General features: G+C 76.3%; 3 protein-coding genes. All 3 read left to right on the top strand.

Annotated elements, in window-relative coordinates:
• The first annotated feature begins 31 nt into the window (after positions 1–31).
• Positions 32–14,872, top strand: a complete 14,841-nt coding sequence (locus tag BFV98_RS07750) for a type I polyketide synthase (protein ID WP_071095649.1) — start codon at positions 32–34, stop codon at positions 14,870–14,872.
• Positions 14,873–14,942: 70 nt separating this feature from the next.
• Entirely contained in the window at positions 14,943–16,505 is a 1,563-nt protein-coding gene (locus BFV98_RS07745; RefSeq protein ID WP_071095647.1) for a bifunctional 3-(3-hydroxy-phenyl)propionate/3-hydroxycinnamic acid hydroxylase, read from the top strand.
• Positions 16,506–16,534: 29 nt separating this feature from the next.
• Entirely contained in the window at positions 16,535–17,422 is an 888-nt protein-coding gene (locus BFV98_RS07740; RefSeq protein WP_013285627.1) for a class I SAM-dependent methyltransferase, read from the top strand.
• Positions 17,423–17,425 lie beyond the last annotated feature (3 nt).

The raw sequence follows: 17,425 nt of genomic DNA, 5'->3' as shown, positions 1-17,425 counted from the left end.
AGGAGTCTCGCCGACGGATGGATGTGGTGACATGCTTCGGAGCGACCTGATCCAGCCGTTGTCCGATCTGATCGAGGCGCACGCCGCCAGGTTGGGGAACAAGGTCGCATTCCGCGACGACCGCCGGGCGGTCGGATACGCCGACCTGGCGGCGCGGACCCGTCGGCTGGCCGGTCACCTGGCGGCGGCCGGGGTCGCCCGGGGCGACCGGGTGGCCTTCTGCCTCGGCAACCGCGTGGAGACGGTGGAGACCTGGCTGGCCGTCACGCGGGCCGCCGCTGTCGGCGTGCCGGTGAACCCGCACAGCACCGACGCGGAACTGGCCCATCTGCTGGACGACTCCGGTGCGGTGCTGGTGGTCACCGACCCGCGCCACCTCGACCAGATGCTGCGGCTGCGTACCTCCCGGCCGGCCCTGCGGATCGTGGTCACCGGGGACAGCCTGGTTCCGGACGAGGTCGTCGCCTGGCGCGACCTGGTCGATACCGAGCCGGCCGTGGGCGCCCGCGACGACCTGGGCCTCGACGAGGTGGCCTGGATGCTCTACACCTCCGGCACCACCGGCCGGCCCAAGGGTGTGCTCTCCACCCAGCGCACCTGCCTCTGGTCGGTCGCCGCCTGCTACGTGCCGATCCCCGGGCTCACCGCCGCCGACCGGGTGGTCTGGCCACTGCCGCTGTTCCACAGCCTCTCCCACATCGGGTGCGTGCTCAGCGTGACGGCGGTCGGGGCCACGGCCCGGCTCATCGACGGCTTCTCCGCCGACGACGTGCTGCGCGCGGTCGACGAGGACGAGGCCACAGTGCTCGCCGGTGTGCCGGCCATGTACCACCACCTGGTCACCGCCGCCCGGGAGACCGGCTTCCGCGCCCCGGCCCTGCGGGTCTGCCTGGTCGGCGGGGCGATCACCACCGGCGCGCTGCGGCGGGCGTTCGACGAGGTCTTCGACGCGCCGCTGCTCGACGCGTACGGCAGCACGGAGACCTGCGGCTCGATCGCCGTCACCCGGCCGGAGCTGCCCCGGGTCGAGGGCTCCTGTGGGCGCGCGGTGCCTGGCGTCGAGGTGCGCCTGGTCAGCCCGCAGACGGGTCTGGACGTGCCGACCGGCGCCGAGGGGGAGGTCTGGGTCAGCGGTCCGAGCGTCATGCTCGGCTACCACAACCTGCCGGCGGTCACCGCCGCCGCCCTGCGCGACGGCTGGTACCGCACCGGCGACCTGGCCCGCCGCGACGCCGACGGCAACATCTTCGTCACCGGCCGCCACCAGGAGCTGATCATCCGGGGCGGGGAGAAGATCCACCCGGCCGAGGTGGAGGAGGTGCTGCGCGCGGTGCCCGGCGTCGCCGACGTGGCGGTGACCGGCCGGCCGCATGAGGTGCTCGGCGAGGTGCCGGTGGCGTTCGTGGTGCCGGGGCCGGAGGGCTTCGACCCCGCCGCGGGGTTCGCAGCCTGCCGGGAGAGGCTCAGCTACCACAAGGTTCCCGAAGCGCTGTACGAGATCGGGCAGGTGCCCCGCACCCCGTCCGGCAAGGTCACCCGCCGGCTCCTGTCCGACGGGCCGGCGCGGCTGCGGGCGGTCAACGGCAGCCACCACGAGGCGCTCAGCCTGCTCGCCTGGCGACCGCTGGACCTGGCCGCCGTACCGCAGGTGGCGGCACCCGTTCCGGCGGCCGCGCAGGACGCCGCCGGCCCGGCCCGCCGCTGGGCGCTTGTCGGCGCCGGGAGCGAGCCGCTGGTGGAGCCGCTGCGCGCGGCGTCGCCGGGGGAGCGGTTCCGGGCCCACCGGGACCTGGTCACCCTGCGGGCGGCCCCCGACGCCCCCGACGTGACGGTGCTGCTGGCCGGGCCGGCCGACGCCGACGCGGCGGATCTCGCCGGCCGGCTGCGTGGCTGGCTCGACGACGACGGCTTCGCCGGCACCCGGCTGGTGCTCTTGACCGGCCCGGCCAGCGACGGGGCGACCCGGCCCGGCGCGCACGGCCTGTCCGGCGACGCGGCCACCGGGGCAGGCGACGCCGCCGGGTGGGCCGGGCCGGATCCGGCGGCCGGTGCCGTCTGGGCGGTCGGGCGCAGCCTGCAGGCCGCATACCCGGACCGGATCGTGCTGGTCGACCACGACGCTTCGGCCCGCTCGCTCGCCCTGCTGCCCGCCGTCGTGGACGCTGGTGCCGCGCAGGTCGCCCTGCGGGGCGGGGCAGCCCGGCACGCGGCCCTCGTGCCCGCCCCGGCGACCGCGCCGGCACGGCCGGCGACCGTGGCCGACCCGGAGCGCCCGGTGCTGGTCACCGGTGCCGACGGACCGACCGGCGCCGCGCTGGCCCGGCACCTCGTCGCCGCGCACCGCGTCCGCCGGCTGCGGCTGCTGTCCACCGGCGCGACGCCCGCCCCGGCCGTGGCGGACCTGGCCGCCGAACTCACCGCCACCGGTGCGGAAGCCGTCGTGCTGCCCGCCGAGCGGGTGGGCGACGAGGCGTTCGGCGCGGTCTTCCTCGGCCCGTGCGGCGACGACCTGGCCGACGTCGAGGGCGCCGCCCGGCTGCTCCGGCTCGCCGCGACGCTGGACTCGGCGAGCCGGCACCCGTGGGCGACGTTCACCGTCCTCGTGCCGTCCGCCCTGCTGCTGGGCGCCGCGGGCCGGGAGCGGGCCGCCTCGGCCGTCGGGGCCCTGCACGCCCTGGTCGCCCGCCGTCGGGCCGCCGGTCATCCGGCCCGGCTCGTCGGCACGACCGGGCCCGCCGAGGGCGGGTCGTTGCCCGGCGTCCCGGCGGCGACCGGACCCGGAGCGGGCACCGTGCCGGCGGCCGTGCGCGCCGACCTCGCCGCGTTCGACGTGGCCCACGACGGCAACGACCTGGTCGTGCTCGCCCGCCCGGCGGGCCACGTCGACGCCGCCCACCCGGCCTGGCGTGGGCCCGTCGCGGAGCCCGGCGACGCCACGGACGACCGGGACGCCGCCGAGCTGCGCCGCCGGCTGGCCGGGCTCACCACCGCCGAGGGGGACCGGCTCCTGCTCGACCTGGTCCGCACCGCCACCGCCCAGGTGGCCGGGCTGCCCGGCCCGGCCGCGGTCCGCCCCGGCCGCGCGTTCAAGGAACTCGGCTTCACCTCGGTCGCCGCGGTCGCCCTGCGCGACCGGCTGGCCCGGGCCACCGGGGTACGGCTCTCGGCCACTGTCGCGTTCGACCGGCCCAGCCCGCAGGCCCTCGCCCGGCACCTCGCCGCCCGCCTGCGGGGTGCCGCCGCGCAGGCCGCTCCCACGACGGACCCGGCGGCGGTGCCGTCCACGGGGGACGACCCGGTGGTCGTCGTGGCCATGGCCTGCCGGCTCCCCGGCGGCGTCGCCTCCCCCGAGGAGCTGTGGGATCTGGTCGACCAGGGCCGGGAAGGACTCACGGAGTTCCCCACGGACCGGGGCTGGGACCTGGCGAACCTCTTCTCCGACGACCCCGACCGCCCCGGCACCTCGTACGCCCGGGTCGGTGGCTTCCTCACCGGCGCCGCGGAGTTCGACGCCACCCTGTTCGCGATCAGCCCGCGCGAGGCGCTCGCCATGGACCCGCAGCAGCGGCTGCTGCTGGAGACCGCCTGGGAGCTGTTCGAGCGGGCCGGCATCGACCCCACCTCGCTGCGTGGCAGCGCCACGGGCGTCTTCACCGGCGTCATGCACCACGACTACGCCGCGAACCTGCGCCAGGCGCCGCCCGGCACCGAGGGCTACCTCGGCGTCGGCACCGCCGGCAGCGTCGTCTCCGGCCGGGTCGCCTACGCGCTGGGGCTGGAGGGGCCGGCGGTCACCGTCGACACGGCGTGCTCCTCGTCGCTGGTGGCGCTGCACCTGGCGGCCCAGGCGCTGCGCGCCGGGGACTGCTCCCTCGCCGTGGCCGGCGGCGTGGCGGTGATGGGCACCCCGCAGGCGTTCGTGGAGTTCAGCCGGCAGCGCGGGCTCGCCCCGGACGGCCGGTGCAAGGCGTTCGCCGACGGCGCCGACGGCACCGGCTGGTCCGAGGGCGTCGCGGTGCTGCTGCTGGAACGGCTCTCCGACGCCCGCCGGCACGGGCACCCCGTCCTCGCCGTGCTGCGGGGCTCCGCCGTCAACTCCGACGGCGCGTCCAACGGGCTGACCGCCCCCAACGGGCCCGCCCAGGAGCGGGTCATCCGCCGGGCGCTGGAGGCGGCCGGGCTCTCCGCCGCCGACGTGGACGTGGTCGAGGCCCACGGCACCGGCACGTCGCTCGGCGACCCCATCGAGGCCCAGGCGCTGCTCGCCACGTACGGAGTGGGACGCGGCGACGCGGAACCGCTGCGGCTGGGCTCGCTGAAGTCCAACCTCGGCCACACCCAGGCCGCCGCCGGTGCCGCCGGGGTGATCAAGATGGTGCTCGCCATGCGGCACGGGACGCTGCCGCGCACCCTGCACGTGGACGCCCCGACGTCCGAGGTGGACTGGTCGGCCGGCGCGGTCGAGGTGCTCACCGAGGCCCGCTCGTGGCCCGAGGTACGCCGACCCCGCCGAGCCGGTATCTCGTCGTTCGGCATCAGCGGCACCAACGCGCACGTCATCGTCGAGGCGCCCGCCGACCCGCCGGCCACCGCCGAGGACGCCGCCGGGCCGCCGTCGCCCGGCACCGTCCGGCCGCCCGTGCCGTGGCTGCTCTCGGCGGCCTCCGACGAGGCGCTGCGTGGTCAGGCGGCCCGTTTGCTGGCGTGGTTCGACGGGCCGGGGGCGCACGCCGACCCGGTCGACGTCGGGCACGCCCTCGCCACCACGCGCGCGGCCCTCGAACACCGGGCCGTGGTGCTGGTCGGCGACGCGGAGTCCGCCCGGACAGGGCTCGGTGCGCTGGCCCGCAGCGGCCCGGACCCGGACCTGCCGAGCGTGTCGACCGGCCGGGTCGTCGACGGCCGACTCGGCCTGCTCTTCGGCGGGCAGGGCGGCCAGCGCCCCGGCATGGGCCGCGAGCTGTGCACGGCGTACCCCGTCTTCGCCACCGCCTTCGACGCCGCCTGCGCCGAACTCGATCGCTGCCTGGCCGGCCACGCCCCGTACCCCGTCGCGGACGTCGTCCTCGCCGCCGAGGGCACCGAACCGGCCGGCCTGCTCGACGAGACCCTGTACACCCAGCCCGGGCTGTTCGCCTTCGAGGTGGCGCTCTACCGCCTCCTGGAGTCCTGGGGGGTGAGCCCCGATGCGGTGCTCGGCCACTCCGTCGGCGAGCTGGCCGCCGCGCACGTCGCCGGGGTGTTCTCCCTCGCCGACGCGGCGGCGCTGGTCGCCGCCCGTGCCCGGCTGATGCAGCAGCTGCCCGCCGGGGGCGCGATGGTCGCCGTCGAGGCCGACGAGGCCGAGGTCGCCGCGTACCTCACCGACCGGGTGGGCCTGGCCGCCGTCAACGGCCCCACCAGCGTCGTCCTCTCCGGCGACACCGACGCGGTGCTGGCCGTCGCGGACACGCTGCGCGCGGCCGGGCGCCGCACCAGCCGGCTGCGGGTGTCGCACGCGTTCCACTCGCCGCGCATGGACCCGATGCTCGACGAGTTCCGCGCGGTGGCCGCCGGCCTCACGTACCGCACCCCGCACCTGCCGGTGGTGTCCAACCTGACCGGTCACCCCGTCGACCCGGCCCGGCTCTGCTCGCCCGAGCACTGGGTGGCGCACGTGCGGGGCACCGTCCGCTTCCACGACGGGGTACGGGCCCTGCACGGGCAAGGCGTCACCACCTTCCTGGAGATCGGCCCGGCCGGCGTACTCACCGCCATGGCCCAGGACTGCCTCGTCGCCGAGGCCGACGAACTGGCCTTCGTCCCCGCCGTACGGGGCACCGCCGGGGAGGCCGAGGCGCTGCTCGCCGCCGTGGCGCGGCTGTACGTGCGGGGCGTCGCCGTGGACCGTGCCGTCCTCGCCGGCCCCGGCCCGCACCGCCGCGTCGACCTGCCCACGTACGCCTTCCAGCGCCGGCACTACTGGCTGCCCGCTCCCACCGGTGTCGGCGGTCCCGGCGGCGCCGGGCTGGCCGACGTCGGGCACCCCCTGCTCGGCGGGCTGCTGGCGGTCGCCGGCACCGCGCAGGTGGTCTGCACCGGGCAGGTGTCAACGGCCACCTCACCGTGGCTGGCCGCACCCGGCGACGGCACGGCCCCGCTGCTGCCCGCCTCCGCCCTGCTGGACATGTTCGCCCACCTCGGCGACCAGCTCGGCGCCCCGAGCGTGCGGCGGCTGCACGTCCCCGAGCCGGTGCCGCTGCCCACCGAGGCGACCCTCGACGTGCAGATCGGTGTCGGCGCGCCGGACGGGCACGGACACCGGGTGGCGCACTGCCACGTCCGGGCCGGCGAGGGGCTGCCCTGGCGTGCGGTCGCCGAGGCCGTGCTCGCGCCCGTCGACCCGGGGAGCGGTCGGGGCGCCTTCGCCCCCGTCTGGCCGCCCACCGGGGCCCGGCCGGTGGATCTGAGCGCACCACAGCACCGCGCGCTGGCCGGGGAGCTGGTCCGGGGCGCCTGGGTCACCGCCGACCGGCTCTTCGTCGACGTACGCCTGCCGGAGGACGCCCGCGACCCGGACGCCGAGCGGTACGGCGTGCACCCGCTGGTGCTGGAGGCGGCGCTGCGCCTGCTCCCGCTCGCCGACTTCGCGCCCGTCGCCGACGCCGGGCCCACCGCTCGGCTGCTGCCCACCGAGTGGGCGGGCGTGCGCCGCCACGCCGTCGGAGCGCACGCGCTGCGTGTCTGCCTGGCCCCCGGCGGGGCGGACGCGGTGACGCTGAGCGCCGTCGACGACGCGGGCAGGCCCGTGCTCGATGCCGACCGGGTGGTGCTGCGGGCGGTGGACCTGCCGCCCGCCGGCCCGCCGACGACGGCGGCCACCCCCGCCGGACTGTATGTCGTCGACTGGCTGCCCGCGGCGTTCCCGGCGACCCCGGCGCCCTCCTGGACGATCGCCGACGACACGCCCCCGGACGGGCCGTTGCCGCCGCTGCTCGTGCTGCGGGTCGGCGACGGCGAGCCGGGCCGGCCGGTGCCCGACCGGGCGCACGCCGTGAGCCTCGCCGTGCTGGGCGTCCTCCAGACCTGGCTGGCCGACCCCCGCGCGGAGACCACCCGCCTGGCCCTCGCCCTGCGCGACGGCGACCCGGTGCACGCCCCGGTGGCCGGGCTGCTCCGCGTCGCCCAGGCCGAGCAACCCGACCGCTTCCTCCTGCTCAGCCTCGACACCACCGACGACGCCGCCGTCCGCTCGGCGCTGGCCGCCGCCGAGGACGAACCCGAGGTGGCCGTCCGCGACGGGCGTGCGCTGCTGCCCCGCCTCCGCCCCGTGGCGCAGACCCCGGCCGGTACGCCGCGGGCGGCCCTGGCCGGTGGCACCGTACTCGTCACCGGCGGCACCGGCGGGGTCGGCCGGCAGGTCGCCACCCACCTCGCCACTGCGCACGGCGTCACCGAACTGGTGCTCGTCAGCCGCAGCGGCCGGTCCGGCGACTGGACGACAGCACTGACCGACGCCGGCGTCACAGTCCGGGTGGTCGCGGCCGACGTCGCCGACCGGGCGGCGCTCGCCGAGGTGATCGCCCCACTGGCCGGCCGGCTCGTCGCCGTCGTGCACGCAGCCGGGGCCACCGATGACGCCCTGATCACCGACCTCGACCCCGCCCGCTGGGCACGGGCTCTGCGCTCCAAGGTGCACGGTGCCTGGCACCTGCACGAACTCACCGCCGGCCTCGACCTGGCCGCGTTCGTGCTCTTCTCCTCGGCCGCCGCCACCTTCGGCAGCCCCGGCCAGGGCAACTACGCCGCCGGCAACGCGTTCCTCGACGCGCTCGCCGCGCACCGCCGTGCCCAGGGCCTGCCGGGCAGCGCCCTGGCCTGGGGGCTGTGGGCCGCCCGGGACGGGATGGCGGGCCGGCTCAGCCCGGCCGACCTGGCCCGGCTCGCCCGCGGCGGCACCCGCCCCCTCGACACGGCTGCCGGACTGGCGCTGTTCGACGCCGCCCTGGACGTGGACCGGCCGGCGCTCGTACCGATCGGGCTCGACCTGGCTGCCGTACGGACCTCCGGCGAGGTGCCCGCCCTGCTGCGGGCACTGCTGCCCCCGCCGCCCCGCCGGGCGGTCAACGCCGCCTCCGCGCCCGCCGCCGCGAAGGGCTTCGCCGACCGGCTGGCCGAACTCGCCGAGCCCGAGCGCGCCGAGCTGCTGCTGGACCTCGTCCGTACCCGGTGCGCCACAGTGGTCGGGCACGCCGGCCCCGAGCAGGTCGAGCCGCGCCGCCCGTTCAAGGACCTCGGCTTCGACTCGCTGATGGCCGTGGAGCTGAGCAACCGGCTCACCGCCGTCACCGGCGTCCGGCTCGCCCCGCACGCAGTGTTCAACCACCCCACTCCCGAGCTGCTCGCCGCGCACCTGCACGCCCGGCTGCTCGGCACCGCGGCCACCGGGGTCACCGACGCGAGCACCGTCGCCCTGGACGAGCCGGTCGCCGTCGTCGCGATGGCCTGCCGTTTCCCTGGCGGTATCGGCTCCCCGGAGGAGCTGTGGCGGCTGCTCGACGCGGGCGCCGACGTCATCGGCGACCTGCCCGACGACCGGGGCTGGCCGCTGGCCGACCTCTACGACCCGGTGCCCGGCACGCCCGGCCGGTCGTACGTGCGTTCCGGCGGGTTCCTCACCGGCATCGCCGACTTCGACGCCGAGTTCTTCGGCATCAGCCCCCGCGAGGCCCTCGCCATGGACCCGCAACACCGGCTGCTGCTGGAGACCTCCTGGGAGGCGCTGGAGCGCGGCGGCATCGACCCGGCCACCCTGCGGGGCAGCCGGACCGGTGTCTTCGCCGGCACCCACGGGCAGGACTACGCCGGCCGGGTCGCCCCCGGCGTCGTCTCCGACGACGGCGAGGTCACCGCCGACGAGGGGCACCTGCTCACCGGCACCGCCGGCAGCGTCCTCTCCGGCCGGGTCGCCTACGCGCTCGGGCTGGAGGGACCAGCCATCACCGTGGACACCGCCTGCTCCGCCTCCCTGGTGGCGCTGCACCTGGCCGTGCAGGCGCTGCGCCAGGGCGACTGCGACCTGGCGCTGGCCGGTGGCGTGTCCGTGATGGCCACCCCGGCCGGGCTGACCGGTTTCAGCCGCCAGCGGGGTCTCGCCGCCGACGGGCGGTGCAAGGCGTTCGCCGAGGACGCCGACGGCTTCGGCATGTCCGAGGGCGTGGGGATGCTGGTGGTCGAGCGGCTCTCCGACGCCCGCCGCCGGGGCCACCCGGTCCTGGCCGTCGTACGCGGCTCGGCGGTCAACTCCGACGGCGCGTCCAACGGGCTGACCGCTCCGAACGGGCCGTCCCAGGAGCGGGTCATCCGGGCCGCGCTCGCCGCCGCCGGGCTGACCGCCGCCGAGGTGGACGTGGTGGAGGCCCACGGCACCGGCACGTCGCTCGGCGACCCCATCGAGGCCGAGGCGATCCTCGCCACGTACGGGCAGCGCCCGGCCGGCGCCGCGCCGGTGCTGCTCGGCTCGGTCAAGTCCAACCTCGGGCACACCCAGGCCGCGGCCGGCGTCGCCGGCGTGCTCAAGATGGTCATGGCGATGCGTCACGGCGTCCTGCCGCGCACCCTGCACGCCGAGCGCCGCAGCTCGCGGATCGACTGGGACTCGGGAGCGGTGCAGCTGCTCACCGAGGCCCGCCCGTGGCCGGCGGCGGACCGGCCGGTGCGCGCCGGCGTCTCGTCGTTCGGCATCAGCGGCACCAATGCCCACGTGATCGTCGAGTCGGTCGCCGAGGCGCCGCCGGAGGCCGCCGGATCCGAGCCGCCGCAGGAGCGCGCGCTGCCGTGGCTGCTGTCGGCGCGTACCCCGCAGGCGCTCATCGGCCAGGCGCGCCGGCTGCGGGCGCACCTCGCCGCCCGGCCCGGCCGGCGGCCCCTCGACGTGGCCTGGTCGCTGGCCACCACCCGAGGCACCTTCGACTCCCGCGCGGTGCTGGTCGCCGCTTCGGCGCAGCGGGCCGCCGACGCCCTCGACGCGCTCGTCGAGGGCCGGCCCGACCCGGCGGTCACGCGCGGCGAGGCCCGTCCCGCGGGCCGCTGCGTCTTCGTCTTCCCCGGGCAGGGCGCACAGTGGCTCGGCATGGGGTTGGACCTGCTCGACCAGGCCCCCGTGTTCGCCGAACGCATGGCGGCCTGCGACGCGGCGCTGCGACCGTACCTGGACTGGTCGCTGGTGGACGTGCTGCGCCAGGCGCCCGGCGCGCCCGGCCTCGACGAGGTCGACGTGGTGCAGCCCGCGCTGTTCGCGATGATGGTGTCGCTGGCCGAGCTGTGGCGCTCGTACGGTGTGCAGCCGGCCGCCGTGGTCGGCCACTCCCAGGGCGAGATCGCCGCCGCCTGCGTCGCGGGGGTGCTGTCCCTGCCCGACGCGGCCCGGGTGGTGGCGCTGCGCAGCCGCGCGCTGCGGGCTCTGGCCGGGCACGGGGCGATGGCCTCCGTCGCGCTGCCCGCCGACACGGTCCGCGACCGGATCGCCCGTTTCGGCGAGCGGATCTCGGTCGCCGCCGTGAACGGACCGGCCGCCGTCGTGGTGTCCGGCGAGCCGGAGGCGGTCGAGGAACTGCTCGCCGAGTTGGCCGGCGAGCAGACCCGGGTGCGTCGGATCGCCGTCGACTACGCCTCCCACTCCGCCCAGGTGGAACGCATCCGCGACGAGCTGGCCGAGGTGCTGGCCGGCATCACCCCCGGTCCGGCCGCCGTGCCGCTGTTCTCCACCACCGACCTGCGCTGGCTCGACGGCGAGGAGATGGGGCCCGACTACTGGTACCGCAACCTGCGCCGGCCCGTCGAGCTGGAACGGGCGATCCGCTCGCTGGCCGCCGAGGGCCACGACGCGTACGTCGAGTGCAGCCCCCACCCGGTGCTCACCGTCGGCGTCGAGGAGACCCTCGCCGACCACGACGGCGATGCCGTGGTGGTCGGCTCGGTGCAACGCGACCAGGGCGGCCTTGAGCGGTTCCTGCTCTCCCTGGCCCAGCTCCACGTGTCCGGGGTCGCGGTGGACTGGCGGCCCGCACTGGCCGGCGGCCGGCGCGTCGACCTGCCCACCTACGCGTTCGCCCACCGCCGCTACTGGCCCCGGCCGATCTCCGGCCCCGGCGACGTCGGCGCCGCCGGTCTGGACACCGCCGGTCATCCGCTGCTCGGCGCGTCGGTCGTGCTGGCCGAGACGAGGGGCCACCTGTTCACCGGGCGGCTGTCGGCCGACGCGCAGCCGTGGCTGGCCGATCACCGGGTCACCGGCAGCGTGCTGGTGCCCGGCACCGGCCTGGTGGAGTTCTGCCTGCGCGCCGGCGACGAGGTCGGCCACCCGTTCCTCGACGAGATGGTCATCGAGGCGCCGCTGACCCTGCCCGCCGGCGGAGCGACGCAGGTGCAGGTGGCGGTCGGCGCGGGCGCCGGCGACGGACGCCGCCCGGTGACCGTGCACTCCCGGCCCGCCGACGCGCCGGCGGGACAGCCGTGGACCCGGCACGCCAGCGCCACCCTCCGCGCCGATCAGCCCGCGGTGTCTCCGCAGCTCACCGTCTGGCCGCCGCCCGACACCCGGCCCGTGGACCTGACCGGCTTCTACGCCGGCCTGGAAGCCGACGGGTACGAGTACGGGCCGGCGTTCCAGGGCCTGCGCGCGGTGTGGACCAGCGGCGATGAGGTCTACGCCGAGGTGGAGCTGCCGGCGGCCCAGCGGGTCGACGCCGACCGGTACGGCCTGCATCCCGCCCTGCTCGACGCCGCCCTGCACGCCGCGCACTTCGGCGGGCTCGCCGGGGCCGGGGCCGGCCAGCTCCTGCTGCCGTTCGCCTGGAGCGGCGTGAGCCTGCACGCCACCGGGGCGACCGCCCTGCGGGTACGGCTGAACCGGGTCGCGCCGCACGCCATCGCGCTGACCGTCGCCGATCCGACCGGCGCCCCGGTGGCCGAGGTGGCCGCCCTGACGATGCGCCCGATCTCCGCCACCGAACTGGCCGTCGCCGACGATCGCGCCACCCGCGACGCCCTGTTCCGCGTCGACTGGACGCCGCTGCCGCCCGTCGAGTCGGCCACTCCGGTCGACGCCGTGGCCGTCGCCCCCGGCCTGGACGGGTTCCCGCTGCACCACGGGTTGGACGGGCTCGCCGACGCCGTGGACGCGGGCCTGGCTCTGCCCGCGGCGGTGCTCGTGCCGCTCGACGCGGACCCCGCGCAGCCCGCCGCCCGCGCGGCACGCCATGCCGCCGTACAGGCCCTCGACCTGGTCCGGCGTTGGCTCACCGAGCCCCGCTGGGCGGCGTCGCGGCTGCTGCTGGTGACCCGGGGCGCGGTGGCCGTGCACCACGCCGGCGAGGTGACCGACCCGGCCGCCGCGGCGGCGTGGGGTCTGGTGCGCTCCGCCCAGTCGGAGAACCCGGGCCAGATCGTCGTCGTCGACGTCGACCACGACGGGATCGGCCCCGATGAGGTGGCCGCCCTGCTGGCGGCGGACGAGCCGCAGGCCGCGATCCGGGTCGGCGCGGCGTACGTGCCGCGGTTGGCGCGGGCCGGGTCGGCCGGTGAGCTGCCCGCACCACCCGCCGCCGCGTGGCGGCTGGACGCGCCGGTGCGGGGCAGCCTGGAGAACCTCACTCTGGTCGCCACCGACGCCGCCGACGCCGCGCTCGGCCCCCGCGAGGTCCGGGTACGCGTCCGTGCCGCCGGCCTCAACTTCCGCGACGTGCTCAACGCACTCGGCCTCTACCCTGGCGACGCGGGACCGCTCGGCGGCGAGGGTGCCGGCGAGGTCGTCGAGGTGGGCGCCGAGGTGACCGACCTGCGGCCCGGCGACCACGTGTTCGGGGTCTTCGTGGGCTGCTTCGGGCCCGTCGCGGTCACCGACCGCCGCCTGCTGGCCCCGATGCCGGTCGGCTGGTCGTATGTGGAGGCCGCCTCCGTGCCGGTGGTCTTCCTGACCGCCTACCACGGGCTGGTCAACCTGGCCGGGCTCACCCGCGGCGAGTCGGTGCTGGTGCACGCGGCGGCCGGTGGCGTCGGCATGGCCGCCGTGCAGCTCGCCCGCCACCTCGGGGCCGAGGTGTACGCCACCGCCAGTCCCGCCAAGTGGGGCGCCCTGCGCGCGCTCGGTCTCGACGACGAACACCTGGCCTCGTCCCGGACCCTCGACTTCGAGACCCGCTTCGCCGCCACCACCGGCGGCCGGGGTGTCGACGTCGTCCTGGACTCGCTGGCCCGCGAGTTCGTCGACGCCTCGCTGCGGCTGCTGCCGCGCGGCGGGCGGTTCGTCGAGATGGGCAAGACCGACATCCGCGATGCCGACCGCGTCGCCGCCGACCACCCGGGGGTGGCCTACACCGCCTTCGACCTGACCTTGGAGGAGCCCGACGAGGTGCAGCGCATGCTCGTCGTGCTGCTGGAGCTCTTCGAACGCGGGGTACTCACCCCGCTGCCCACCCAGGTGTGGGACGTCCGCCAGGCACCGGAGGCGTTCCGGCACGTCAGCCAGGCCCGGCACGTCGGCAAGGTGGTGCTCACCATGCCCCGAAAGTGGGATCCCGACGGCACGGTGCTGCTGACCGGAGGTACCGGAACCCTGGGCCGGCTGGTCGCCCGGCGGCTGGTCGAGACGCACGGCGTTCGGCGGCTGCTGCTGGTCAGCCGCCGCGGCGAGCGGGCCCCCGGTGCGGCCGAGGCGGTCGACGAGCTGCGGGCCCTGGGTGCCGAGGCCACGGTGGTGGCAGCCGACGTGTCCGACCGGGACGACCTCGCCGGGGTGCTGGCGGCGGTACCGGATCGGCACCCGCTGACCGCCGTCGTGCACCTCGCCGGAGTGCTCGACGACGGGGTGGTCACCGCCCTCACCCCGCAGCGCGTCGACACGGTCTTCGCGCCGAAGCTCGACGCCGCGTGGCACCTGCACGAGCTCACCCGTCACCTCGACCTCGCCGGGTTCGTGCTCTTCTCCTCCGGCGCCGGCGTCTTCGGCGTACCCGGTCAGGCGAACTACGCCGCGGCGAACGCGTTCCTCGACGCGCTCGCCCTGGCCCGCCGCGCCGAGGGGCTGCCGGGCCGGTCGTTCGCCTGGGGGCTGTGGGAGCAGGCCAGTGAGATGACCGCCAAGCTGGACCGCACCGATCCCCGGATCACCGCCCGCGACGGGCAGCTCGCCATCCCGTCCGAGCTGGGGATGGCCCTGTTCGACGCGGGCCTGCGGCTGGCCGAGCCGGTGCTGGTGCCGACGAGGATCGACGTCGCCGCGCTCGGCGAGCGGGTCGAGCGGCCACCGGCGCTGCTGCGTGGGCTGCTGCGCCGGGAACGGCCGACCGCGCGGGCGGCCACCCCGACCGGCGGCGGGCGTACGCTCGCCGACCAGCTGGCGGCGCTCGACGGGCCTGAGCGCCACACCCTGGTGGTCGACCTGGTACGCGAGCAGGCGGCGAGCGTGCTCGGGCACGGCAGCCGGGCGGCGGTGGCCCCGGGCCGGGCGTTCAGTCAGATCGGCTTCGACTCGCTGACCGCCGTCGAGCTGCGCAACCGGCTGACCACGGCCACCGGCCTTCGCCTGCCGGCCACGCTGATCTTCGACTACCCGGACCCTAACGAGCTGGCCACGTACCTGGTGTCCGAGCTGGCGCCGGACACCGGACCGGCGGTCCCGCCGGTCCTCGCGGACCTGGAGAACCTGGAGCGCTCGCTGACCGAGGCCACTGTGGAACCGGAGCTGCACGACCAGATCGGATCCCGCCTGGAGGTGCTGATCGCCAAGTGGCGGACGATGCGCGCCGGCTCGGGCGGCGATCCCGACCTCGACCTCGAACTGGCCAGCGACGACGACCTGTTCGACCTCATCGACTCCGAACTCGGTATCTGATGGCCGTCCGGCCGCCCCGCACGCCACAAGCCGACCCCGTGTCCGACCGACCCCCGAGGAACCGATACCGATGCTGACGACCGACGTCCTGATCGTGGGCTACGGCCCCGTCGGTGAGATGCTCACGATCCTGCTGGCGCAGCGAGGGCTCACCGTCACGGCGGTCGAGCGGTGGGCCACCCCGTACAACTTCCCCCGCGCGGTGTCGTACGACGGGGAGGCGAGCCGTGTCCTGGCCGCCGCCGGCGTCGCCGACCGCCTCGGCCCGGTGGTGGAGTCGTCGGGCGAGTACACCTTCAAGAACGGCTTCGGCCGGACCCTGCTGCACGTCAAGGTCACCGGCGACGGGCCGATGGGCTGGCCCGACTCGGTCTCCTTCTACCAGCCGGGACTGGAGGCGCTGCTCGCCGAGCGGGGCGCGGAGTTGCCGGGTGTCACGGTGCTGCGCCCGTACCAGGTGACGGGCCTGGTCGAGCACGACGACGGGGTCGAGGTGACCATCGCCGGCCCGGACGGCGAGGAGGTCCGCGCGGCCCGCTGGGTCATCGGCTGCGACGGGGCCAACAGCTTCGTGCGGGATCACCTGGGCAGCGGCGTCACCGACCTCGGCTTCACGTACGACTGGCTGGTCTGCGACGTGGTCCCGCACGAGGCCCGCGAGTTCAAGCCGAACAACCTGCAGGTCTGCGACCCGGCGCGGCCCCGCACGGCCGTGTCGGCCGGCCCGGGGCACCGGCGGTGGGAGTTCATGCGGGTGCCGGGGGAGAGCCGGGAGGAGTTCGAGAGCGCCGAGAGTGTGTGGCGGCTGCTCGGCCTCTTCGACATCACCCCGGACAACGCCACCCTGGAGCGGTACGGCGTCTACACGACCCAGGCATGCTCGGCCGAGCGCTGGCGTTCCGGGCGGATCCTGCTCGCCGGCGACGCGGCGCACGTGATGCCGCCGTTCATGGGGCAGGGGATGAGTTCGGGCTTCCGCGACGCCCTCAACCTCGCCTGGAAGCTCGACCTGGTGCACCGCGGCCTCGCCGACGAGGCTCTGCTGGACACCTACCAGGAGGAGCGCTGCGCGCACGTGCAGCACGCCATCCGGATGTCCATCGACTCGGGCACGGTGATCTGCGAGACCGACCGCGCCGCCGCGGCCGGCCGCGACGCCGCGATGCTCGCCGAGCTGCGCCGGCGTACCGCCCGCCCGCGCACCCGGTCCCTGCTGGAGCCCCTGTCCGGCGGGGTCCGGCACAGCGGCTGCGAGGCCGCCGGCGCCCCGATGCCGCAGGGTCGCGTCGAGGTCGACGGCCGCGCCGGGCTCTTCGACGAGGTCGTCGGCACCGGCTTCGTCCTGCTCTGCGCCGAGGACCCCGACGACCTGCTCGACGCCGGCGCCCGGGCCTTCCTGAACGCGCTCGGCGCGCGGGTCGTCCGGATCGTTCCCGCCGGTGCGCCCGCACCCGGATCCGGCGCCGCGCCGACCGCCTTCGACCTCGACGACGTGTACCTGGCCCACCTCAAGCGGTACGACGCGGTGGCGGTCCTCGTCCGGCCCGACTTCTACGTCTTCGGCACCGCCGCCGACCCGGCCGCTGTGCCCGCGCTCGTCGAGGATCTGCGCCGGCAGATCCGGCGCGGCTGATCGGCATCCACCCACCGGAAGGAACCGACATGTTCGAGAACCTGAAGATCGCCGGCCGGGCGATCCGCACGGTCTTCACCGCCGACCCCATCACCCGGGTCCGGCGCTTCTACGAGATCCAGTCACCCGACGTGGAGTTCGCGGCCCGCCGTACCCACTACATGAACGTGGGCTACTGGTCCGACGGGGTCACCGACATCGACACGGCCGCCGACGCGCTGGCCGACAAGCTGGCCGACGCCGCCGGGCTCAAGCCGGACGACACCGTGCTCGACGTCGGCTTCGGCTACGGGGACCAGGACTTCAAGTGGCTGCGCGAGCGCCAGGTCGCCAAGGTGTACGGCCTGAACATCACCCCGCACCACGTCGAGGCGGCGCAGCGCCGGGCGCAGGAGGAGGGGCTCGCCGACCGGACTGACTTCCGGCTCGGCAGCGCCACCGAACTGCCCTTCGAGGACAACACCTTCGACCGGGTCGTCGCCCTGGAGTCCGCCTTCCACTTCTACCCGCGCAGTGCGTTCTTCGCCGAGGCGCTGCGGGTGCTGCGCCCGGGCGGCGTGCTCGCCACTGCCGACATCATCCCGGTCAGCGGCGACGTCGTCCGCGCGGCCATCCAGTCCGGCCCGCTGAGTTTCGTCAAGTTCAGCATTCCCAAGGAGAACTGGCACGACCGGGACACGTACCGGCAGGAGCTGGTCGAGGCCGGCTTCGCCAACCCGGAGGTCCGCTCGATCAAGGACCGGACGTGGGAGGGCTGGCGGGCGTACATGGCCGAGCGGACCAATGACCCCGCGTTCCGGGCCGTCGTCAAGCCGGCCGTCCGCAAGAGCATGGCGGCCCACTGGAAGAACCAGGACCTCATGAAGCGTGAGCTGGCGCAGCTCGACTACGTGATCGCGGTCGGCCACAAGCGGTGACAG

Source organism: Micromonospora sp. WMMB235 (assembly GCF_001855515.1).
In the GTDB taxonomy this organism is placed as follows: domain Bacteria; phylum Actinomycetota; class Actinomycetes; order Mycobacteriales; family Micromonosporaceae; genus Micromonospora; species Micromonospora aurantiaca.
The sequence above is the reverse complement of the archived record's forward strand: the minus strand, read 5'-3'. Positions and strand labels throughout refer to the sequence as shown.

Coding starts and splice junctions, on each gene's coding strand:
- BFV98_RS07745 (WP_071095647.1), top strand. CDS start 14,943: ATGCTGACGACCGACGTCCTGATCGTGGGCTACGGCCCCGTCGGTGAG.
- BFV98_RS07750 (WP_071095649.1), top strand. CDS start 32: ATGCTTCGGAGCGACCTGATCCAGCCGTTGTCCGATCTGATCGAGGCG.
- BFV98_RS07740 (WP_013285627.1), top strand. CDS start 16,535: ATGTTCGAGAACCTGAAGATCGCCGGCCGGGCGATCCGCACGGTCTTC.